The 20,711-nt window shown below is 70.4% G+C and carries 17 protein-coding genes and 1 pseudogene; 9 read left to right on the top strand and 9 right to left on the bottom strand.

The features are described 5' to 3' along the window. Positions 1-236 precede the first annotated feature (236 nt). The 3 genes from WMF44_RS25185 (at position 237) to WMF44_RS25175 (ending at position 4,168) form a co-directional block, all read left to right on the top strand. Positions 237-1,877: a di-heme-cytochrome C peroxidase gene (locus WMF44_RS25185; protein WP_437292572.1), complete on the top strand. Its 1,641-nt coding sequence runs from the start codon at positions 237-239 to the stop codon at positions 1,875-1,877. 190 nt (positions 1,878-2,067) lie between these two features. Then, complete coding sequence (locus WMF44_RS25180) at positions 2,068-2,583, top strand: hypothetical protein (protein WP_437292571.1); 516 nt, start codon at positions 2,068-2,070, stop codon at positions 2,581-2,583. Between the two features lie 268 nt (positions 2,584-2,851). Beyond that, entirely contained in the window at positions 2,852-4,168 is a 1,317-nt protein-coding gene (locus WMF44_RS25175; RefSeq protein WP_437292570.1) for a patatin-like phospholipase family protein, read from the top strand. A gap of 105 nt (positions 4,169-4,273) precedes the next feature. Here the strand turns inward: WMF44_RS25175 and WMF44_RS25170 are convergent, their stop codons facing one another. The 5 genes from WMF44_RS25170 to WMF44_RS25150 all read right to left on the bottom strand — a co-directional run bounded on the left by WMF44_RS25170 (position 4,274) and on the right by WMF44_RS25150 (position 9,937). Next, a complete protein-coding gene (locus tag WMF44_RS25170; RefSeq protein WP_437292569.1) occupies positions 4,274-4,507 on the bottom strand; it encodes a hypothetical protein in 234 nt (77 codons plus the stop codon). A 110-nt stretch (positions 4,508-4,617) separates the two neighbouring features. Next, a complete protein-coding gene (locus tag WMF44_RS25165) occupies positions 4,618-6,489 on the bottom strand; it encodes a DUF885 domain-containing protein (protein WP_437292568.1) in 1,872 nt (623 codons plus the stop codon). A gap of 73 nt (positions 6,490-6,562) precedes the next feature. After that, a complete protein-coding gene (locus tag WMF44_RS25160; RefSeq protein ID WP_272093559.1) occupies positions 6,563-6,877 on the bottom strand; it encodes a rhodanese-like domain-containing protein in 315 nt (104 codons plus the stop codon). 188 nt (positions 6,878-7,065) lie between these two features. After that, the gene (locus WMF44_RS25155) at positions 7,066-9,054 is read right to left on the bottom strand and encodes a family 2A encapsulin nanocompartment cargo protein cysteine desulfurase (protein WP_437292567.1); all 1,989 of its coding nucleotides are present in this window, start codon (positions 9,052-9,054) and stop codon (positions 7,066-7,068) included. Further along, the gene (locus WMF44_RS25150) at positions 9,041-9,937 is read right to left on the bottom strand and encodes a family 2A encapsulin nanocompartment shell protein (RefSeq protein ID WP_437292566.1); all 897 of its coding nucleotides are present in this window, start codon (positions 9,935-9,937) and stop codon (positions 9,041-9,043) included. The genes WMF44_RS25155 and WMF44_RS25150 overlap by 14 nt, the downstream gene beginning before the upstream one ends. A 199-nt stretch (positions 9,938-10,136) precedes the next feature. On the opposite strand from WMF44_RS25150, the pseudogene WMF44_RS25145 reads away from it, so the two are divergent. From WMF44_RS25145 to WMF44_RS25125, 5 genes and pseudogenes are all read left to right on the top strand, one after another. Further along, positions 10,137-10,409, top strand: a pseudogene (locus WMF44_RS25145) (pyridoxal-phosphate dependent enzyme); the annotation flags it as partial. Next, a complete protein-coding gene (epsC, locus tag WMF44_RS25140; RefSeq protein ID WP_437292565.1) occupies positions 10,393-11,250 on the top strand; it encodes a serine O-acetyltransferase EpsC in 858 nt (285 codons plus the stop codon). The pseudogene WMF44_RS25145 and the gene epsC, both read left to right, overlap by 17 nt. Before the next feature lie 109 nt (positions 11,251-11,359). Continuing rightward, positions 11,360-11,782: a hypothetical protein gene (locus WMF44_RS25135; protein ID WP_437292564.1), complete on the top strand. Its 423-nt coding sequence runs from the start codon at positions 11,360-11,362 to the stop codon at positions 11,780-11,782. Between the two features lie 129 nt (positions 11,783-11,911). Continuing rightward, complete coding sequence (locus tag WMF44_RS25130; protein WP_437292563.1) at positions 11,912-12,628, top strand: SDR family NAD(P)-dependent oxidoreductase; 717 nt, start codon at positions 11,912-11,914, stop codon at positions 12,626-12,628. A 99-nt stretch (positions 12,629-12,727) separates the two neighbouring features. Beyond that, positions 12,728-13,438 carry an HPP family protein gene (locus WMF44_RS25125; RefSeq protein WP_437292562.1) on the top strand — a complete coding sequence of 237 codons (711 nt, stop codon included), beginning with the start codon at positions 12,728-12,730 and terminating at the stop codon, positions 13,436-13,438. Positions 13,439-13,579: 141 nt separating this feature from the next. On the opposite strand, the gene WMF44_RS25120 is transcribed toward WMF44_RS25125, so the two are convergent. From WMF44_RS25120 to WMF44_RS25105, 4 genes are all read right to left on the bottom strand, one after another. Beyond that, on the bottom strand, positions 13,580-14,761 hold the full coding sequence (locus tag WMF44_RS25120; protein WP_437292561.1) for a hypothetical protein: 1,182 nt from the start codon (positions 14,759-14,761) through the stop codon (positions 13,580-13,582). Further along, positions 14,749-16,284, bottom strand: a complete 1,536-nt coding sequence (locus WMF44_RS25115; RefSeq protein WP_437292560.1) for a hypothetical protein — start codon at positions 16,282-16,284, stop codon at positions 14,749-14,751. Before WMF44_RS25115 ends, WMF44_RS25120 begins: the two co-directional genes overlap by 13 nt. Positions 16,285-16,405: 121 nt before the next feature. Then, positions 16,406-17,734: a cytochrome P450 gene (locus WMF44_RS25110; RefSeq protein ID WP_437292559.1), complete on the bottom strand. Its 1,329-nt coding sequence runs from the start codon at positions 17,732-17,734 to the stop codon at positions 16,406-16,408. Positions 17,735-17,765: 31 nt separating this feature from the next. Beyond that, entirely contained in the window at positions 17,766-18,956 is a 1,191-nt protein-coding gene (locus WMF44_RS25105) for a PAS domain S-box protein (RefSeq protein ID WP_437292558.1), read from the bottom strand. A gap of 518 nt (positions 18,957-19,474) precedes the next feature. On the opposite strand from WMF44_RS25105, the gene WMF44_RS25100 reads away from it, so the two are divergent. Further along, entirely contained in the window at positions 19,475-20,701 is a 1,227-nt protein-coding gene (locus WMF44_RS25100) for a cytochrome P450 (RefSeq protein WP_437292557.1), read from the top strand. Positions 20,702-20,711: the final 10 nt, after the last annotated feature.

The raw sequence follows: 20,711 nt of genomic DNA, 5'->3' as shown, positions 1-20,711 counted from the left end.
AGCAACGGAGTCGCCCCTTCGCTGTCCGCGGCTTGACTCGGCTGTGTGTGGTCGTAGGCTCCCTGCGAAATTGCCGCGCCGCTGCGCGCTGTTCTGGGTGGATCGCGGCGACGCGCTGATGGATCCATACCGTGCTCGAGAGAGCCGGTCAGCGGAAACGAGCTATCGAAGGCTTCGGACCTGCGGTGTTGGCGAACGCGGGCGTCGCCACCGGACTTGTCGAAGGGGGGACGGTCATGTGGATTCAGACGGGGGCGATCGCGCTCGCGGCGGTCGCGGCGGCCGGCTGCGCGCACGCGAAGGGCGGCCGGGGCGCGGGCGATGTCGTGTACCTCGACCAGGGATGGGGCGATGAGGAGCGCCGGATCTTCTACCGCGCCTCCCAGGGTGCCAGGCTGATCCCGCTCGGGTGGTTCCTTGCGCTCGAGCGGGAAGACGGCGCCGAACGGTTCGCCGCGAGCGACTATGTGGCGCGCTATCGCTTCATCGACGATCCGGACGCGAAGAACAACCCGGAGCGCCTCCCGGTGGGGTTCGCCAGGGACGTCGACCCCCCGACGCGCGAGGTGTACGTCGGGTTCACGTGCGCGACTTGCCACACCCGCCAGATCTCCTACCGTGGAGCGAGGATCCGGATCGACGGCGGCCCGGCGACGATCGACGTGGTCGCCTTCACCGACGCGATCTTCGGCGCGCTCGACCGCACGCTGGAGACGCCGGAGAAGCTGGATCGCTTCGCGAGGACGGTCCTCAAGGACCGTTACGGCGAGGACTCCACGCGCGCCTTGCGAGCGCAGATGGAAGAGAGGCTGGAGGTGGTCCGCCTACAAGCGTTCACCCGGGGCGCGGCCGGGCCCCACGCCGCCGTTGACGGGTTTGGCAGGCTGGACGCGCTCGGGCGCGCCGGCAACCTGCTGTTCGGTCCTCTCAGTCCGGAGAACCTCCGCGCGGCCAACGCGCCGGTCGACTATCCTCACCTCTGGGATGCGCCGAGCTACGACTGGGTCCAATGGAACGGATCCATCATGCAGCCGATGGGGCGCAACATCGGGGAGGCCCTGGGGGTGGGCACGCACACGCGGCTCGACCCCACGCCACAGGGGGCGAGGGTGCAGCTCCAGTCGAGCATCCGGGTGGACAACCTGCACCTGATCGAGCAGCAGGTCGAGAAGCTCCGCGCGCCGCGCTGGCCAGAGCACCTGCTCGGCAGCATCGACCGGGAGCGGGCGGCACGCGGCGGGCGTCTCTACAGGATGCACTGTGCGAGCTGTCATGACCCTGGGTGGACTCCACCGGATGAACACGGCAAGCGCTTCCGGCGAGCGATGATGTCCCCGCTCGAGTTGATCGGCACCGATCCGACACACGCCGTGAATTTCAACGAGCGCACGGCGGATCTGGGGACGCTCGGGCTCGGGGAGATGGGGATGGCGCAGGCGCTGGAGTTCGGCACGTCGGCGATCCGCGAGCTGAAGTACGAGGAGTACGGCCTGTCGGCGGAGCAACGGCTTGTGTGGAATGGGTATCGCCCGAACCGGTGGCGCGCGCCGCGCGCGTACAAGGCGCGGGAGCTCAACGGGATCTGGGCCACAGCGCCGTATCTTCACAATGGCTCCGTCCCTAACCTGTACGAGCTGCTCCTGCCGGCGGACCGGCGTTCGAAGAGGTTCTACCTCGGCAGTGCGGAGTTCGACCCGAAGCACGTCGGCCTCCAGGTGAAGCCCTTTCAGGGAGGGTTCGAGCTCGCGACGGACATCCCCGGAAACTCGAACGCCGGGCACGAATACCGCGACGGGCAGCGCGGAAACGGCGTCATCGGGCCCGCGCTGACCGAGCAGGAGCGCTGGGATCTGGTCGAGTACCTGAAGACGCTGTGACGGGCGCGCGCCTGGCGAGGTGCGCCGAGCGATGGCGGCGCGGGGGGAGCGCCGGCCTGCTGGTCTGCCAGAGCGGGCTCGATGGTCGCCGTGGAGGAGGTCCAGGGCTGGCAGGTGCTGACAGGAAATGCCCGAGGCGCGCGCGGCGGGGTGGACGCGCCGGGGGCGCAGCGGGTACACCGATGCGCCCATGGACACGACGCACGACGCAACGGACGACGAGGTTGGGCAGACGCGCCCGATCCGCCCTGAAGATCAGGACCCCAAGCTGTGGAAGGGGAACGGGTGGACGGCGCGGGTGATCAAGAACGAGGACGACGACGGGTGGGCAGTCGAGATGACATGCGACGGCCAGAGCGAGCCCTCGCTGGTGGGGCCGTGGACGATGGGGCGTGACAAGAAGAACCCGAAGCCCCTCGACGCCAGCGCCTTCGCTACCTTGGTGAAGACGGCGAACGAGGTCCTCTCGCGGCACGTCCAGCAACGCCGGGCGCAGCTGCACCGGAGCGTGACGACGGTCGTCGGGGGCGGCGCCCGGATGCGGGTGGACCTCGACATCGTACCCGACGAGGACGATCCCCATGCCATCCTCACGGGGCGAGACGCGGCAGGAGAGACCGTCAGGCGGTCGAGGGTGCCCCCGGACTTCAAGCTCACCGCCGAGAGCGCGCGGACGTGGCTCGAAGAGGGCGTTCCCGAGCCGTGACGGGCGCGTAGCCGGCGATGGCCGGGTGAGAAGGCACGATCGACGGATTGACCTCCTTCAGGCACGCCCACGCGCGTGGCTTTCGCCGAGGCGATCTGCCGGGCACGGACGAGAGCGCGGACTTCAAGGAATCATGGCTTCGCTACCACAGCCACCCTCACCGTGGTAGCTTTTTACAGTGGGGCCTACGCCGTCTCCGCGGCGCGGGCGTTGGCTTTCGTTCCGTGGGGAGCGCTCGCGCGCGCTGTCAGGAAGGGGATGGAACGTCATGTCAGATCAAGACAATCGGGTTGCAGAGCCGTTGGTGAGCAGAAAAACGCCTGAGCCTCCGGTCGCCATCGTGTTGACCGGCGCGGGGGCCCGCGGCGCATACGAGGCCGGCTTCGTCTCCAGGCTGCTGCCCGAGCTCGGGAAGACCCGACCGACGATCCTGATCGGCACCAGCGCCGGCGCCATCAACGCCGCCCTGATCGCGTCGCTGGCCGCCAGGACCCCGGAGGAGGCCGGCGCCGAGCTCGTCGAGCGCTGGCAACGCATCCACAAAGAGATGGTCCTCGGTCCTGTCTGGCTCTCCTTGGTTCGCGCCGGCCTGGATTACGCCGCCGGCTTGCTGTTCGGCACGGACGGCCCCACGAGCTTGCTCGACACGAGACCGCTGCGGAGAAACCTCGCGAACCGGACCCTGATCGACTGGGATGTCATCAGCGACAACCTGCAAGTCAACCCCAAGTACTGCGGGCGCGGCGGGAGGGTGGACGGCAACAAGCCCATGGTCGATGTGCTCGCGGTTGCCACGACGGAGTCCGGGTCGGGGCGAACCAAAATATTCTACCAGATGGGCACCAACAGCCGTGCGAAAATACCGCAGAACGACGACGATCGGGCCATCGACTACGTCCCTACCCAGCTGTCCTCGGACCACGTGCTGGCGTCGGCCGCGATCCCGGTCCTGTTCCCTCCGACCCGGATCGGCTCGTCGGCTCGCGGCCGCTTCTACGTCGACGGCGGCGTGCGCCTCAACGCGCCGCTGCGGCCCGCGATCGATTTCGGCGCCAAGGGCATCATCGTCGTCTCGACGGACTCCCGGCGATATGGCGCCTCCGCAGCGGTGAACATCCACGAGTGGCCAACGCTGCAGGATCACGTATTGCAGATGATGCGCGTGATCACCTCCGATCGCATGATCGAGGAGGTCCGCAAGCAGCTGGAAGCGAACGAGACATCCGGGGAGACCCCCATCCCGATCATCTTCGGCGGCCCATCAGGGCAAGAAGACGTCGGCTCCGTGGCGGCGAGAGCTCTGGAGGACATCCTGCGTGGCACGCGCAAGCTAGAGCATCACGACCTCGCCCTGCTTTACTGGCTCACCTCCGTGAGCCCGCACAGCCGTCCCGATGTGCTCAGCTATGTGCTGTTCAACGAGATCTTCATCAGCGACGCGTTGCGGGCGGGCATTCAAGACGCCGATGAGTTCATCGAAGACGCCTACACGTTCAGCGTAGGCGGCTCGGACGAGGCGAAGCTCTGGAATGCGCTGCAGAAGAGGCACGACGAGAAGATGAACCGTCCGCGGTCATGCCCGTGAGCGTTCGCCGCCTGCACGCCATGGTTGAATCCGCTGGATATCGTCCGGAGCGCCTGCTGCATCGCGCGGTGCGTGAGGCCGCCGGCAGCCGCCATGCCGCGGCGCTCAGCCCGGGTGGATCGGCGTCCAGGCCGGCGGGTCGCTCGCCGGGAACGACTCGTCCGACGCCTCGTCCACCGGCTCCCACGCCTCGCGCTGCGAGAGCGACCCCCCGCGATCGAGCGGCGTCTGCGGGCTCCGCTCCTCGCGCGTCTTCGCCCTCGTCGCCTCGGGGCCGGCCGCGGCGCCTTCCGGCGATTCCGGCTGTCGCTCCGCTGCCTTCTTCTCGTTCGTTCCCATGCGTCACCCTCCGGCGCTCCCGTGCCCGACACGACAGGTGGAGCCGGCGAGGCGTGCCGCAAGGGGGACCCCGCGCTGGATCGCGACCGCTCTCGCTCGCTCCTCCCCGCTCAGCGCGCCGGCTGATCCTCGACGAACCGCTCGAGCACGGCCTTGCGCAGCAGCTCCGGCGGCAGGATCCCCTGGGCGAGCACGAAATCGTGAAATCGCTGCGCGTCGAAGCGGGGGCCCATCATGGACTCGACCTCTTCCCGGAGCTCCATCAGCCGGGTGAACCCGTAGAAATACGATGTCGCCTGTCCCGGCGCGCGGAACGTGTAGCGCTCCACCTCGGACCGAGCGAACGGCGCCGACAGCACCACCTCCTGCTCCAGGAAGGCGCGCGCGGCCGCGGGCGTGATCTTGCCGGCCTGGAGCTCCGGGTCCAGGAAGGCGCGCGCGGCCCGCAGCAGGCGGAATTGCAGCGAGACGAGCTGACCCTCGGGCGGCATGAACGGGAACACGAGCGCCTCGGAGTACAGCCCCCACCCCTCGGCGTTGGCGCTGTTCATCGCGAAGACCGCCCGGGCGATCGAGACGCCGCGCTCGACGAGCGAGGCGAACTGGAGCTCGTGTCCGGGGCGCGCCTCGTGGGCGGTGAGCGTCCACGACGCCGCTGCATGGGTGAAGTCATCGACCTTCTGCAGCTCGTCCGCGGCGCCGAGAGGGCCCGGGAGGCTGAGCGGCAACACGAACTCCCCCACCTCCCCCTGGTTGCCGATCAGCCGCGGCGGCCGCATGTGCGGCGCTGGCGTCTCGGCGCTCTCGGCGGCGGTGCCGAGCCGGATGCGCGCAGGCCGCTCGGGCAGCGTGACGAGGCGCTCTTTCCTGATGATGTCCTCTATCTGGGCCAGCCGCGCCTTGTAATGCGGCAAGATGGCCTCGCCCACCAGCTGCTCTTTCTTCAGGGCGCGGATCACGTCGCGGTAATCCGCGCCTGGCAGCTCGCGCGTCCTGGCGACCGATCTCGAGAGCTCCTGCATCCGCGCCGTCAGATCCTCGAAGGCGGCGTGGGCCAGGGGCGCGAGCTCGGCGGGCGGCAGATCGACGCCGTACGACTCGAGCGCGAACGCATAGAGCGGCCGCGGCAACGCGAAGTCGGTCCGCGCCCGGGGGAGCACGTCGCTGCGCAGCGCCGCGTCGTACGCCTCGAGCTGGCGGTTCAGCGCCGCGAGCGGCTCGTCATGGCCGCTGATGCCGTATTTCCTGAACAGCTCACCGATGCCCTCCCGCACGCGGGCGTTCGTGGCGAGGTGCCGCTCTATCTCCATCCTGGGCGGGGCGAGCAATCCGGGCTTCTCGAGGTCCTGGAGGAGCCTGGCCATGGCCTGCTCGGCGATGGGCACGTAGCCCGCCTCCAGGCCGGCATAACGCCGGAGGCGCGTGCGGGCCGCAGCTCGCCGCGCCGGGGATACCCGGTCGTCCAGCAGGCTCGAGATGCCGTCGAACACGAGCCCCGTGACGTGCACGTAGGTGACGCTGTACTTCTCCTCGAGCTCCGAGCTCTGAACGGCCCGGTCCGCGGCGTCCAGCAAGATCTGCAGATCTTCGGCGACCGCCGGGTCCTTCTCGGTCTCTCGCCGTTTCTGGAGCTCCACGATGGCCGCGCGGAAGGCCGCGCGTTTCTGCGCCTCGACCCCGGGCGAGAGGTCCGCGATCTCCCGGTCCGCGCGCTCGATCCCCAGCGCTCCGGCGCGCTCCGGCGAGAACCGGACGAGCACGTCGAGGAGGACCTTTGCGTGCTCGTTGCTGCGCTCGACCCAGGCCGGGGGTCGCCGGGCCGCGGCAGGCGCCGAGCGCGCGGCGGGCGCGGTGCTCGTGGCCGCCGAGGGCGGCGGCGAGGGCAGGGGAGCCGGCGCGGCGGCAGGAGGCGGGGCGCCTCGGGCGCACGCAGCGGCGAACAGGGGGACGAGGAGGGAGGTGCGAAGTGCGCGCAGGGCCATGCCGCACATCTTGCGACGGCGCCGCCGCGCGCCAGCCGCGACGCGGAGCAAATGCGGCCGGCGTGAGCCCAGCTCAGCTGTGCTCGAGCGGAAGCCCCGCCTTCACCCAGCCGCTCGTGCCGCCATCCAGGTTGTAGAGCTGGTTGAACCCGAGCCGCTCGGCGAGCTTCGCCGCCGTCAGGCTGCGGGCGCCCTTCGCGCACACGAACACCACCCTATCGCGCGGCAGGGCCCGCTGCGGATCCGCTCTCAGCTGATCGAGGGGCACCAGCCGCGCGTGCGGCACGTGGCCGACCGACCACTCGCGTGGCTCACGCACATCCACAACGTCCACCTCCCCGCTCTTGATGAGCTCGTCCGCGTCCCTGGGCGATATCGTCTGGATCATTCGTCCATTATAACGGACGCGTCCGACAGTGGCAACCCGGGGGACACAAGTTCGCCGTCGAGACGAAAACCTTCGAAATCCCGTGTGCACCGCCTGTTTCGAGGATCCAGCCAGGGGGTTGGGCGGCGTGGGCGGCTGGCAGGGAGCCCGGCGGCGTCCGTCTCAGCGGACAGCCGCCGGGCGGCCAGTCAGCGGGACCTCCCGATCTGGATCCTATGCAGCGCGTCAACCAGCGCGTCGATGTCCTCGCAGGTGTTGTAGGGGGCGAGCGACGCGCGCACGGTGCTCTCCAGGCCGAAGCGGCGCAGGATGGGCTGCGCGCAGTGGTGGCCCGAGCGCACCGCGATGCCCTCCCGGTCGAGCGCCCCGCCCACGTCCTCGGTGCGCTGCCCATCGAGGACGAAGGAGAGCACGCCCGCCTTGTCGGCCGCGGTGCCGATGAGCCGCAGCCCGGGCACGGTCGCGAGGGCGTGGGTGGCGTAGTGGAGCAGCTCGTGCTCGTAGCGGCCGATGTTCTCGATCCCGATCCGCGTCACGTAGTCGAGCGCGGCCCCGAGGCCGACCGCGTCCGCGATGTTGCCGGTGCCGGCCTCGAAGCGCGCGGGCGGCGGGTGGTAGATCGTCCGCTCGAAGGTGACGTCCGCGATCATGTTGCCGCCGCCCTGCCAGGGCGGCATCGCGTCGAGCACCTCGCTCTTGCCGAAGACGGCGCCGATGCCCGTGGGGCCGAACACCTTGTGGCCCGAGAACACGTAGAAGTCGCAGTCGAGGAGCTGCACGTCCGCGCGCATGTGGGACACCGCTTGCGCGCCGTCCACGACCACGCGCGCGCCGTGCCGGTGCGCCATCGCCACCATCTCGCGGGCGGGCGTGATGGTGCCGAGCGCGTTCGAGACCTGCGTGATCGAGACGAGGCGCGTCCGCGGGCCGAGCAGCTTCTCGTACTCCTCGAGGATCACCTGGCCCCGGTCGTCCACCGGAGCGACACGGAGCCTTGCGCCCTTCTCGGAGCAGAGCTGCTGCCACGGCACGATGTTGGCGTGGTGCTCGAGCCACGTGATGACGATCTCGTCGCCCGGGCCCACGTTCCTCCGGCCCCAGCTCTGGGCGATCAGGTTGAGCCCCTCGGTGGTGCCGCGCACGAACACGATCTCGCGCGTGGACGGGGCGTTGATGAAGCGGCGCGTCGCCTCGCGCGCCGCCTCGTACGCGTCCGTCGCGCGGGCCGCGAGCGCGTGCGCCGCGCGGTGGATGTTGGAGTTCTCGTGCTCGTAGAAGTACGAGAGACGATCGATGACGGCCCGGGGCTTCTGGGTCGTCGCCGCGTTGTCGAGCCAGACGAGCCGCTTGTTGTGGACCCGCTCCTCGAGGATGGGGAAGTCGCGGCGGATCGCGTGGGGGTCCAGGATGCCGGCCGAGCCGCTCACGCCGCGGACCAGCGCCGGATCCACGGCGCGGATCTCGTGCGCTTCGACCTGGGGAGGGCCGACAGGCGACTCGATGCCCAGCGCGGACGCGCCGGGCACGAAGTACGGGTCGGCGTCGCGGCCCACGAGATCGCCCAGCACCGGGATGCGGAGCACCTCGTCGGCCGCTCCCAGGCTCAGCGGATCGGAGCCCACGAGCGGGACGCGGACGAAGCCGGCGCGCACCGTCGCGTCCGGCAGCGCCACGTCGCCGGGGAAGGCGGGCGTCGCGCCGGAAGAAGCGAGGACCGCGCCGGGAGCCGGCAGTGCGGCGCCGGAATAGGGCGGGACAGAGCCGGAATAGGCGGGGACAGAGCCGGAGTAGGCGGGGACAGAGCCGGAGTAGGCAGGGGCTGACCCGGGGTAGACGGGGGCCGCCGCCGCGGACGGCCCCGGTACAGGGGACGGCGCCGCGCCAGCCACCGCCAGGTGCGGGACGGGTGACTGCGACGGCGCGGCGCCAGGCAGCGGGGCCGCCTGCGCCGCCGCCCCCTGATTCAACGGCGCGCCGAGCATCTCGTTCGCGATCTGCGCGATCACCGCGGCCAGCGAGGCGGGGTCGAAGCCAGGGCCGGCGGGCGCCGGCGCGGGAGCGCCGCCCGGCGCCGAGAGCGGCACGTTCAAGGGCGCGATCCCAGAGCTCCCCACGGCGTGAGTCACCTGCAGCAGCGCAGCCTGGAGATCCGCTGTCTGGATCTCACTTGTACTCATAGTAGCTGTCCACCTGGACGCCCTCGAGCACGCCGAGCGCATCTTCGGTCAGAACCGCCGCCGAGCAATAGAGGGACGCGAGGTACGAGGCAGCCCCGAGCTGGTTGATGCCCATGAAGCGGATCGACAGGCTCGGGCTCACCTCGCCCTGGATCCCCGGCTGGAACAGGCCCACGACACCGCGCTTCTTCTCGCCGGTGCGGACCAGCAGGATATCGGTCTTGTTGCCCGCGAGGTGCAGCTTGTCGGTGGGGATGAGCGGGAGGCCGCGCCACGTGAGGAACGGCGAGCCGAACAGGGTCACCGTGGGCGGCGGAACGCCGCGCTTCGTGCATTCGCGACCGAACGCCGCGATGGCGCGCGGGTGCGCCAGGAAAAAGGCGGGCTCCTTCCACACCTTCGTGATCAGCTCATCGAGATCGTCCGGCGTGGGGCCAGCGCCGCGCGGCTTGACCCGCATGCTCTCATGCACGCTGTTCAGCAGGCCGTAGTTGCCGTTGTTGATCAGCTCGTCCTCTTGCTTCTCCTTGAGCTTCTCGACGAGGACGGTGAGCTGCTCCTTCACCTGATCCATCGGGCTGCGGAACAGGTCGGAGATCCGGGTGTGCACCTGGATCGTCGTGGTCACCGTGTTGAGCACGAACTCGCGCGGCTGCTCTTCATAGTGGATGCGCGCGGTGGGCAGCTCGGCCGCGTCATCCGGGCTGCAATCGACCGCGAAATCGTTATCGACGACCCGGTTGAGGCGGTACACGCCTGCTTCGACGGGCGTCCAGGGGAGCAGCTGCACGAGCCAACGCGGGGTGGAGCCGGCCCACTGGGGCGGAGTCTTGCTCGTGTTGGCGTGTTGCCTTGCGGCGCGCTCGCCAAGGTGATGGCGCACCGGCCCCGAGCCGCCGGCGCGCCACCGACGCGCCACGACGACTGAGCGGCGACGGCGTTGGCGGGCACAAGGTGCTTGGCGGGCTTTGTCCGTTATGTTAGATGAATATCCGCTGGTAATCAAGCGCGGCGTTCGCTGCCCGCTCGACGTCCTCCGACCTCGAGGACGCGGAGGCATGCCGTCGCACCCCAGAGGGCCCATGTCGAACGTCACACGCGGCCGGTTCGAAGACAGCGCAGAATCCATCGGCCGCACGCCGCTCGTGCGCCTCCGTCGCGTCGTCGACGGCGCGGGCGCGCTCGTGCTCGCGAAGATCGAGGGCCGCAACCGGGCGTACTCCGTCAAGTGCCGTCTCGGCGCGGCGCTCGTGTGGGACGCCGAGGAGCGGGGGCTGCTCGGTCCGGGGAAGGAGATCGTCGAGCCGACGAGCGGCAACACGGGCATCGCGCTGGCCTTTGTCGCGGCGGCGCGGCTATCAGCTCGGGCGGCAGGCGCTGCCGTCGCGCGAGGTGCTCGTCGGCATCGCGCGCGATCTGCGCGCCGTGTTCTTCCCGGCGCACTTCGGGCCCGCGGATCTCACCGAGGAGGGGACGGACTACTTCGTCGGGCACACGCTCGACGCGGCGCTGCTCGCGCTGCACGAGCAGGTCCGGAGGGGCCTTGGCTTCCCGAGGGAGCTCGACGCCCGCGAGGCCGCCCGCCGCGAGGGCCGCGCCGCCGAGATCGTGCGCGACTTCGCCGCGGGCCTCCCCGCGGTGCAGGAGCTGCTCGAGACCGACGTGCGCGCGGCGTTCGAGGGCGACCCGGCGGTGACCAGCATCGACGAGGCGGTGTTCTGCTATCCGGGCATCACCGCGATCATGCACCACCGGATCGCGCACCTGCTCTACACGCTCGGCGTACCGCTCATCCCGCGCATCCTCTCCGAGATCGCGCACGCCGACACCGGCATCGACATCCACCCCGGCGCCGAGATCGGGGCGAGCTTCTTCATCGATCACGGGACGGGCGTCGTCATCGGCGAGACGTGCCGTATCGGCGAGCGCGTGCGCCTCTACCAGGGCGTCACGCTCGGCGCGAAGAGCTTCCCGCGCGACGCGAGCGGCAACCCCATCAAGGGGATCGACCGCCACCCCATCGTCGAGGACCAGGTGGTGGTGTACGCCGGCGCGACGATCCTCGGGCGCATCACCATCGGCCGCGGATCGAGCATCGGCGGCAACGTGTGGCTCACGCGCAGCGTCCCGCCGAACAGCCGTATCAGCCAGGCCCAGGTGCGGAGCGACGTCTTCGAGGACGGCGGCGGCATCTGACGGGGGGCCGAGCGCGCCGTCACGGCGCGCTCGGCGCGGGCGAGATCCCGCTCGTGCCCGGCGCCGGCGCGGTGTATGAGCGCCGGCCTTCCGCCGAGGCCGCCCCGCGATGATCCCCCGCCGCCGCCTGCACCGCGCCGTCTTCGCGCTGGCTGCCCTCTACAACGCCTGCTGGGGGCTCTACGCCGCCGCCGACCCGCAGTGGCTCTTTCGCTTCGCGGGCATGGAACCCCTCAATCACCCGCAGATCTTCGCCTGTCTGGGGATGGTCGTCGGGGTGTACGCCATCCTCTACGCGGAGGTCGCGCGCGCGCCCGAGCGCGGGTTCCTCCTTGCGGGCGTCGGGCTGCTCGGCAAGGTGCTCGGGCCGATCGGCCTCGCGGCTCTGCTCGTCACCGGGCAGTGGCCGCCTCGGTCCGCCGTCCTCTGCTTGACGAACGATCTCGTCTGGTGGATCCCCTTCGGCCTGTACCTCCACGACGCGTGGCCGTTCTTCGTGCGGCAGTGGAGGGATGCGCCGGGGAGCCCGTAGCGCCTCCGGGGGGCTGACCTCCGGGCCGAGCCGGGGACGAGCTCGGCCGGCATGTGTCGTTCGCGCGGGTCAGGGCGGCTACACTGCCGCGGTTCGCCGGCGCGAGGGCCGGCGGGAGGGTGCGCGTTCATGAGCTCGAACAAGGCAGCGGTCGTCGTCGGCGTCGGCCCCGGACTCGGGGCCGCTGTGTCGAGGCGCTTCGCGCGCGAGGGGTTCTCCGTCGGCCTCATGGCCCGGACGGCCGCCGCGTGCGAGGCCGTGCAGCGGGAGATCGAGGGAGCCGGAGGGCGCGCCTTGAGCGTCCCGGGGGACGCCACCGACGCGGCCTCCGTCGCGGCGGCCTTCGCGCGCGTGGAGGCGTCGCTCGGGCCGGTCGAGGTGCTGATCTACAACGCCAGCGCCTTCCGCGTGGCGGGCGCGCTGGAGCTCACGCCGCGAGAGCTCGAGGACGACTGGAAGATCAGCTGCCTCGGCGGCTTCGTGAGCGCGCAGGCGGCGCTGCCCGGCATGCTCGAGCGCGGCCGGGGGACGATCCTCTTCACGGGCGCCACCGCCTCGCTCCGCGGCGGAGCCCGCTTCGCGGCCCTGGCCGTGGGCAAGTTCGGCCTGCGCGCCGTCGCGCAGTCGCTCGCGCGCGAGCTCGGCCCGCGCGGCATCCACGTGGCGCACGTCGTCATCGACGGGCTGATCGACACCCCGCGGGTGCGCGCGATGGTGCCCGGGAGGAAGGCCGACACCCTGCTATCGCCGGAGGCGCTGGCGGAGACCTATTTCCAGCTCCACGCCCAGGCGCCGAGCGCCTGGACCCACGAGATCGACGTGCGCCCGTCGGTGGAGAAGTTCTGATATCGTGGCGAGCTGGCCGTGGCGCCCGCCGGCGAGCGTGCAGCCGCGGACGCGGGCGCGCGCCGCGTGGAGGCGCGGCGCGCTCGCAAGGAACGAAGGATGACAGAGAGAGACAGGCAATCGACCCCCGCGGCGACGGAGCTGTGGGGAAACGGGCGCGGTTACGGCCCGATCTCGCCGCGGCACCCGCTCGGCGGCGAGATGACGGACGTGGTGCGCGGCATCTTCACGCGCCTCAGGCTCCCGTGGCTCCTCCAGCGCTACTCCAAGATACCCGTGCTCGCGGTCTTCAGCTGCGTGAACGGGTTCGTGAGCATCGGCCTGATGGCGGCCCTCGCCGTGGTGACGAAGTCGCCCTTCGTCTTTCCGTCGCTCGGGCCAACTGCCTTCCTGTTCTTTTACACTCCCACGGCGGCGTCGGCCGCGCCGCGCACCACCATCGTTGGGCACAGCATCGGCATCGCGGTCGCGTACATGAGCCTGCTCATCACCGGGCTCACGCACGCAGGTCCGGCGACCGCGACCGGGGTGACCCTGCCGCGCGCCATCGCCGCGGCGCTCTCGCTGGGGCTCACGGCCGGCCTCATGGTGCTCGCCCGCGCGCCGCACCCTCCCGCGGGCGCGACGACGCTCATCGTCTCGCTGGGCATCCTGTCCCGGCCTCCGATGCTCCTCGTGCTCCTCGGCGGGGTCGTGCTGCTCACGCTCCAGGCCATCCTCATCAATCGCCTCGCCGGCGTCGACTACCCGCTGTGGGCCCCGCGGCAGGCGCGCCCGGAGCAGGATCCGCCGCCGCCTCCTCCTCCTTAAGAGCCAAGGGCCTCCCGTCGCCGAGCGGTTGAGGCGCCAAGGGCGCCAAGAACACCTCGAAGACTCTGGGTCCTTGACCTCCTTGGTAATTGGGCGGTTCCATCCAGCGCTCCGCCGGGCGGCGCGCCCGGCGCCGCGGCGTCACTCCGCGAGCGCAGCGTCGCCCAGCGTGTTCACGTAGCCCGACTCGATGATCCTTTTAAGGAGCATCAGGAACACGCCCGCGTCGCGCCAGCACTCCGCCGGCAGGCTCGCCACGCCGCCGCGCACGACGTCGACGAACCGCTCGACGACGCGGTTATCCCCGGCGCTGTCGTCGGCGGCGAGGTCGCGCAGCGTCGCCGCGATGACGTCCTCGTCATCGACGCCGACGAACCGCAGGGTGGCCTCGACGAGCCTCCGGTTCGGATGGTTGAAGAGGTTGAGATCGAACCGGCCCCGGGGGCCCGAGCGCCGATCGACGTCCTGATCTCCCACGTCGTCGAAGATGCGCGAAGCCGCGTCGGCGAATCGCTCGCACACGCGCCTGACCGCCGGGGAGGCCAGCACCTGTCCTGTCGTGGGGAGCTCGGGGCGCGCGCTCCGGTAGAGGCTGTAGACGACGGCGACCGTGCCGGCCGTTTGGATGCTCCCGATCGCATGCGCGACGAAATCGTCGGCGTGGTCGTCCCAGAACGCACCCTCTTCGCGCTCGAGATAACGCTGGCTGAGCTGCCGCATGGCGGAGCCATGGCTCAAGAAGCCGGCGACGGGCGACTCGATGAGCGCGCCCGCGTCCTCGGGAGAGCTCAGGCGACGCAGCAGGCGCGCCACCTCCGCCAGAGGTCGAGCGCGCGCCGCGACGAGGGCAGGATCGGGGCGCGGCGCCCCGGCCGCGTCGAGCTCGCTCCGGAGGACGGCGGACGCCAGCCGCTTCGCGTCGTTCGACGCGGGAACGTGCAGGCGCGGCGCGTGAACCTCGATGAACCGGTGCGTCGCGACCACCATCGCCAGGTCCCCGTCGTCCATCAGGCCGTCGAACAGGAACAGGAGCCCAAATACGATGGAGACCTCGGCGAGGCGCTCGACCTCCTCGATCTCGATCGCGATCGCGGCGCAGAACGCGGTCGCCTTGGGGCCGATCTGGCGCACGACGCGCTCGACGTGCTCCGGATCGAGATCGGGTAAGGCGCCCTGGACGATCGGGCGGAACCTCTCGAGAAAACACGCGTGGACGGCGCGCATCCTCTCGGAGAGCGCGCGCCGGCCGACGGCGGTCGGGTAGGAGTCGCCGAAGACGTGGCTTTGCCACGTCCTTTCCATCAGATCGTCTAGCTTTCCCATGACGGTTGCGACACGAGGAGGGCGCCGAGGATCCACGCGCGGTCCACCCGCGCCGGGCAATACAGCTCCTTGCCGATCCAGCGGAGATCTTCCTGGCCGGCGCCGACGTCATGGTTCGATATCAGCCAGTCGCGCCCCCGTCGCCAGGCGCCCCGCGCCATCGATTCGAGCTCGCGGTTCCTCCGGGCGGCGCGGAGCGCGAGCACGGCGTACGCCGTCTCTGCCGCGGTGGGCGCGCCGCCGGCTCCCCAGCCGCCGTCGCCGCGCTGGGCGCGCAGCAGCGCCTCCATACCCCGCTTCACGGCGGGCAGCTGCCCCTCGTGCGAGAGGGCGAGGATGACCTGGCTTGTCGTGTAGAGCCAGGAGCTGTGCCATTTGTCGCCAACCCACCGTCCGTCCGGCTGCTGACGCTCGAGGAGGTACCGCGCCGGCTCCGACGCCTCCTCCCCGCGGGACGCGAGGGCGTGCATCGCGTGGGCGTTGGTCGTGAGCGAGGGTTGCAGCTCGTTCGCATACGTGATGAACATGCCGCCTCGCTCGAAGCGCCGCAGCGCCTCGATGGCGCGGGGCGCCGCGAGCTCTCCCAGCGTGGCGATGACCGTCGAGGTGATGTCGCCGTCCTGCGTGAACGCGTCGCTCATGCCGATGCCCTCGGGGCGAAGCGCGGCGCCGAGGTCGAGCAGCTGCAGCCGCGCCACGTCGCCCAGCCGGGGATGGTCGAGGAGATCGAAGGCCCGAAGCGCGTACAGGACCCAGGCCTGCTCGAATCGGCCGATGGGCCACACCGTGGGGACGACGCCGGGGATCCCGACCTCGGTCGCGTCGCTCGCTCGAAGCAGGTACTCGCGCGCCGCCGCTCGTGCGGCCGCGAGGCCGACCTTGTCCCGGGACGCGTGAAGCCAGGCGGCCGTTGCCGCGGGGCTGTGCCCGACGCCGCCGCTCACGTCGAGGAGGTCGGGCGAGGGGCCGCTCCCCCAGCCCTCCCACGAGTGCGACGCCGCGCTGCCGGCCCCCGGCCGGGCCTTGCCGATCAAGGCCCGGCGCCGCTCGCCGAGCGCGATGAGCGCCCTGTACGGGCCCCAATCGACGCCGAGGCCGAGCGAGGAGGCCCGGTCGAGCAGCCTGGGCATGAGCAGCTCCAGCCCGACAGGGATGTCGTCCGGCAAGGACGTCCCCCAGTGCGCCGCCTGGTCGCGCAGGAACGCGAGGCCCCCCTCGCAGGCGCGGCGCACCTGCGGCATGAGCTCGCGGTAGGGATGGAGAGCCACGAGCGACGCCAGCGTCGGGAGATCGCGCGCGCGTGGGACCGACGAGAGCCCCCAGCCCCCATCCGACCGCTGCTGATCCAGGAGCCATGGGATGATGCTCGCCCTGGCATCGGGAAAGACATCGAACATCAGCACGGTGGCGGTGTCGTACACCGACGGGCTGACGAGACCCCCGCCTCGCCCGAGCTCCGCCACGAGCTCGCGAAGGACGGCCAGAGCGTGATCGGAAGGACTCGAATGTGGTGAGGTGTTCATGTGCTGATCCACCCGGTGAGGGCCGGTTGCCGCCGGCGACCGTGTTCATGGTGAGCGGCGTCGCCCCGCCGGCGATCGCGGTCGATGGCTCGATGCGTCGGGGGGCTCGGGCTCTTCCCGTTCAGCACCGGCGAAAGGCGACCCGTGTCGCGGCCGTCGGGTGCCCGGTCGGGAAGTACACGTGCTTCGGTGAAGCGCCCTCCAAGTGTGGAACGACCCCGGCGCGGCGCAACGCCCGGACGAGGATGAACTGAAGCTGGAGCGCCTCGATGCAAGCGACGTTGTATCCAAGACAGAAGTGCGGCCCCCCGCCGAACGCGGCCAGCTCCAGCGGACCTGGTGGGTTCGCGCGATCTCTCCAGCGGCTCGGATCGAAGCGGTCGGGGTCCGGGAACAGCGATGAATCATAACCGAACTGCGCGGGGCTGAGGGCCAGCGGCGTATGTCGAGGGATGCGTCTGCCGTTCAGCGTGATCGTCTCGGTGACCGTCCGGGGAATGAACCAGACCGGCGTGTACATCCGCAGGACTTCCCGGAAGATGGCGTTGGCGACGGGGAGCCGGTCCGCCTCTCTCGCGGACATGGGCACGGGCGCGTCCGGCGCGGCCGCGTGCTCGTCGCAGAGCGCGCTCCACACCTCGCTCCGGCGCGACAGGACGATGACGATCCAGGCCAGGATGGAGGCGCTTGTCTCGTGTCCGGCGAGCAATATCGCGCGAAGGTTGTCGACGATGCCTTGGTCCGACAGGGGCTCGCCCTCGTCGTCGCGAGCATTCGAGAGCATCTCGACGAGAGAGCCCGCGGCGCCGCCCCCGCGAGCGAGCGCAAGGAGCTTCCGCAGGCGGTCGTCTATCCAGGCGCGCGCGCGATCCGAGCGGTACGCGGGCATGCCCGGCAGACGGCCCGGGATGGGGTAAACACCCAGGAACAGCTCGCGATAGGCCCGGCTCCAGGCGCGCACGTCCCCTGTCGGGACGCCGCAGATGCGAAGGATGATGTCGAGGGTCAGATCCCGCATGGCGGGATGGACCGCGAAGCTCTCTCGCTGGAGCCAGGCATCGATGTTCGCGGCGATCGCGGAGGCGATGGAGGCGGCGGCCTTCCTGGCGAACCCCTGCGGGGAGAACGAGGGGTTGATGGCCGAGCGCATGTGCCGGTGCAGGGGCCCGTCCTGCGCGGCCATCGAGCGGCCCACGATCCCCTCGAGGTGCTCCGGATGGTCCATGACCACCTCGGGCGCGCGCAGGAGATCGAGGGCGTCGGCTCCGACATAGAAGAGCCGGCGTTGCGCGAACCCGAGGTTGACCCAGAAGAGCGGGCCCAGCGCGCTCCTGCTGCGGCGCAGCAGGCCGATGGCGTCCCGGTAAAGGACGGGCAGGTGACCGAGCACCGGCAGCTCTCCGGCCGCGGTGGGGAAGCTGTCTTGGTCGGTTCGACCCAGGGAGAGCATGACGCGCGAGCAGGAGGGGAGGGGCCGCGGGTCAGCGGCCCGAGGGGCCGTTCGCCGCCGGCGTCGACGCGGGCTGGCGCATCTGGTTGATGCAGAACATGATTCCAGCCCGCAGGTTCGACCGCGTGACCATGCTGTTCAGATCGAGGCCCAGCTCGACGATCGTCTGCGCGACCGACGGCCTGATGCCGCAGATGATCCCGCCCGCGCCGAGGAGCCGGATGGCGTTCACGAGCTTGATCAGGTGATTCGCGACCTGCGTGTCCACCATCTCGACGCCCGTGAGATCCAGGATGGCATACCGCGCGCTGGTGCGGACGATCTCGTCGAGCAGGTTCTGCATGACGTCGGCCGTCCTCGCGCTGTCGACGACGCCGACCATCGGCAGCGCGACCACGCCGTCCCAGACCTGGATGATGGGCGTCGAGAGCTTGCCGATGACCTCCTGCTGCTTCTGGATCTGAAGCAGCCGCAGCCGGAGCTCCTCTTCCGCTCTCTTCGCCTCCGAGACATCGAGCGAGAGCCCGATCACGGACTCGACGTTTCCGAGCGGACTCTGGATCGGCACCATCCAGTTCTCCCAGAACGAATTGTTGGTGGGGACGTGGCTCATCGAATGGGAGGGAGACCCGCGGAGCGCCCTCCTCACGTTCTCCGTGCCTTCGGGAGCGTTGGCGAAGACGTCGAAGAGGTTCGTCCCGACGAGCTGCCCCCGCTTGAGGCCGAGCCCCGCCAGGCCCCTCCCGTCGTGGCGGGTGATGACGCCCGCCGCGTCGCATGACCAGACGATGACAGGGAGGTTGTCGGAGAGGGCGCGGAGCATGTCCGCGTCCTCTCCCTTCCCCGGCTCGGCAACGGGGTGATCGTCGGCGCCGGACGCCGCGTGCAGCGAGCCGTAGACCGCCTGGCCGTGCGGCGCTCTGCGCAGCACGCAGGAGAAGGACGCATACACGTTCCCGGCCGTCATCACCCGCCCGCGGAGCTCGACGGCCCCGGTCGCCTCCAGGAGCCCGGACCACTTCGCCCGGGCCGCCTCCCGGTCGTCGTCGTGGAAGAGCTGGAAGAACGCCGTCCCCGGCGTGGCCGCGTGCCCGACCGTGCGGCCGAATGACTCGCTCCAGTGCGACAGCGTGCCGTCGACATTCGCTACGAACAGCGCCTCGGGGGAGTAGAGATAGGCTGCCTCCCACGTGTCGCGTGAACTCGTGTAATGCTGTGTCATGACGAATGTTGCCCTCCCCCAAGCCCGATTCAGGCCTCCTACCGGTGCTCACCTCGTTCGTAGGGGCCGTGGATCGCGCATGTACTTTGACCAAGAATCGGCGTCAGCGGACTCACCCCTCTCAGGACCCGCGAGCGCGATGACGAGCGCCCGGAGATGTCCAAATGCTTCGATCCCAGCGAGGGTTCCAGCTTGCATTGCGAGATTACAAGCCGCACATCTCCGGCTGAGGCCGGGTAGATCCGGAACTCGCGCTAAGGCCATTCCCGATGTGTGATCGAGATCGGCGTCCAGGATGCTGTTCAATCCGTTCGGCCCGGAACGCCGCGAGGCGAGGGGGTCGGGCGAGATGCGAAGACTGCGCTCCTCATGACGGTGATCGGACGTTGATCGCGCGGATGCCGCCCGGAGCTCCATGGGGTCACCTATGCTGTCGTCACGCCAGGGAAAGGACTTGACTTCCACGAACCGCTTGGATGTGCTGTCCGGCAGCGCGGCCGCGCCGCTCTGAGCTCGACATGGAAACCGAGACCGCCCCGAGCCCCTCGCCCGAGCAGATCGACCTCTCCGCGCCTTCGGTGATAGCCGATCCTTACCCCGCGTACCGCGCGCTGCGCGGGCGATCTCCGGTGCTCTATGCGCGCGTGCCCGCGGGCGGCGCCGCGGGCCTCGGCGAGCCAATCCGGTCCTACGCGCTCCTGCGCCACGCGGAGGTGCTCGCCGCGCTGCGGGATCCCCAGACGTTCTCGTCGAACGTCACCGAGAAGATCCGTGTCTTGCCGCGGATCACGCTGCTGCACGACGATCCGCCCCGGCACACCCACCTCCGCAGGCTCGTCAGCCGGACGTTCACGCCGCGGCGCATCGCGGAGCTCGAGCCGTGGATTGGCCGCCTCGCCGCCTCGCTGCTCGAGGCGACGGGCGACGGGCCGTCAGACCTCATGGGCGCCTACGCGATGCCCCTGCCGATGATGGTGATCGCCACCCTGCTCGGTATCCCGGCGGAGCGCTATGTGCAATTTCGGAGCTGGTCCGAGTCCGTGATGTCCTACAGCGGTATCCCGGCGGAGGAGCGCGCGAGCCGCGGCAAGGCGATGGTCGACTTCTTCGCGGAGGAGCTCGAGGCGCGGCGGCGCGCGCCGTCAGGCGATCTCATCTCGGCGCTCGTCGAGGCCGAGATCGACGGCGCGCGCCTCGACACGCCCGAGGCGGTCGGCTTCTGCGTCGGCCTGCTCGTCGCCGGCAACGACACAACGACGAACCTCATCGGCAACATGGCGCACCTCCTGTCCGAGCGGCCCGAGCTCTACCGGCGCGCGCAGCAGGATCGGAGCCTCGTGGAGCCGATCATCGAGGAGACGCTGCGCCATTCGAGCCCGGTGCAGCGCCTCCTGCGCGTCGCCACGCGGCCGGTGGAGGTGAGCGGCGTGATGATACCGGCCGGGCACCTGGTCGACGTCGTGTTCGGCGCGGCGAACCGGGATCCGGCCGTCTTCGAGGAGCCGGACGCGTTCCGGCTCGACCGGCCTCCGGCGGAGCACCTGGCGTTCGGACAGGGGACCCATTTCTGCATCGGCGCGGCGCTGGCGCGGATGGAGGCGCGGATCGCCCTGAACGCGCTCCTCGACTGCTATGCGTCCATCACGCCCGGCGAGGCGCCTCCGCTGCGGCAGACGCGGGCGATGATGCCGCTCGGGTTCGAGTCGCTCCCGCTCGTCCTGCGCCGGAGCCGCATCAACCCCTGATCTCGGAGCG

It is taken from the genome of Sorangium sp. So ce426, assembly GCF_051475585.1.
Lineage (GTDB): Bacteria > Myxococcota_A > Polyangia > Polyangiales > Polyangiaceae > Sorangium > Sorangium cellulosum_B.
This window is presented reverse-complemented; position numbering and strand designations above follow the sequence as displayed.

Bases quoted from the DNA above. Each gene is read 5' to 3' on its own strand.
- WMF44_RS25185 (WP_437292572.1), top strand. From the start codon at position 237: ATGTGGATTCAGACGGGGGCGATCGCGCTCGCGGCGGTCGCGGCGGCC.
- WMF44_RS25180 (WP_437292571.1), top strand. From the start codon at position 2,068: ATGGACACGACGCACGACGCAACGGACGACGAGGTTGGGCAGACGCGC.
- WMF44_RS25175 (WP_437292570.1), top strand. From the start codon at position 2,852: ATGTCAGATCAAGACAATCGGGTTGCAGAGCCGTTGGTGAGCAGAAAA.
- WMF44_RS25170 (WP_437292569.1), bottom strand. From the start codon at position 4,507: ATGGGAACGAACGAGAAGAAGGCAGCGGAGCGACAGCCGGAATCGCCG.
- WMF44_RS25165 (WP_437292568.1), bottom strand. From the start codon at position 6,489: ATGGCCCTGCGCGCACTTCGCACCTCCCTCCTCGTCCCCCTGTTCGCC.
- WMF44_RS25160 (WP_272093559.1), bottom strand. From the start codon at position 6,877: ATGATCCAGACGATATCGCCCAGGGACGCGGACGAGCTCATCAAGAGC.
- WMF44_RS25155 (WP_437292567.1), bottom strand. From the start codon at position 9,054: ATGAGTACAAGTGAGATCCAGACAGCGGATCTCCAGGCTGCGCTGCTG.
- WMF44_RS25135 (WP_437292564.1), top strand. From the start codon at position 11,360: ATGATCCCCCGCCGCCGCCTGCACCGCGCCGTCTTCGCGCTGGCTGCC.
- WMF44_RS25130 (WP_437292563.1), top strand. From the start codon at position 11,912: ATGAGCTCGAACAAGGCAGCGGTCGTCGTCGGCGTCGGCCCCGGACTC.
- WMF44_RS25125 (WP_437292562.1), top strand. From the start codon at position 12,728: ATGACAGAGAGAGACAGGCAATCGACCCCCGCGGCGACGGAGCTGTGG.
- WMF44_RS25120 (WP_437292561.1), bottom strand. From the start codon at position 14,761: ATGGGAAAGCTAGACGATCTGATGGAAAGGACGTGGCAAAGCCACGTC.
- WMF44_RS25115 (WP_437292560.1), bottom strand. From the start codon at position 16,284: ATGAACACCTCACCACATTCGAGTCCTTCCGATCACGCTCTGGCCGTC.
- WMF44_RS25110 (WP_437292559.1), bottom strand. From the start codon at position 17,734: ATGCTCTCCCTGGGTCGAACCGACCAAGACAGCTTCCCCACCGCGGCC.
- WMF44_RS25105 (WP_437292558.1), bottom strand. From the start codon at position 18,956: ATGACACAGCATTACACGAGTTCACGCGACACGTGGGAGGCAGCCTAT.
- WMF44_RS25100 (WP_437292557.1), top strand. From the start codon at position 19,475: ATGGAAACCGAGACCGCCCCGAGCCCCTCGCCCGAGCAGATCGACCTC.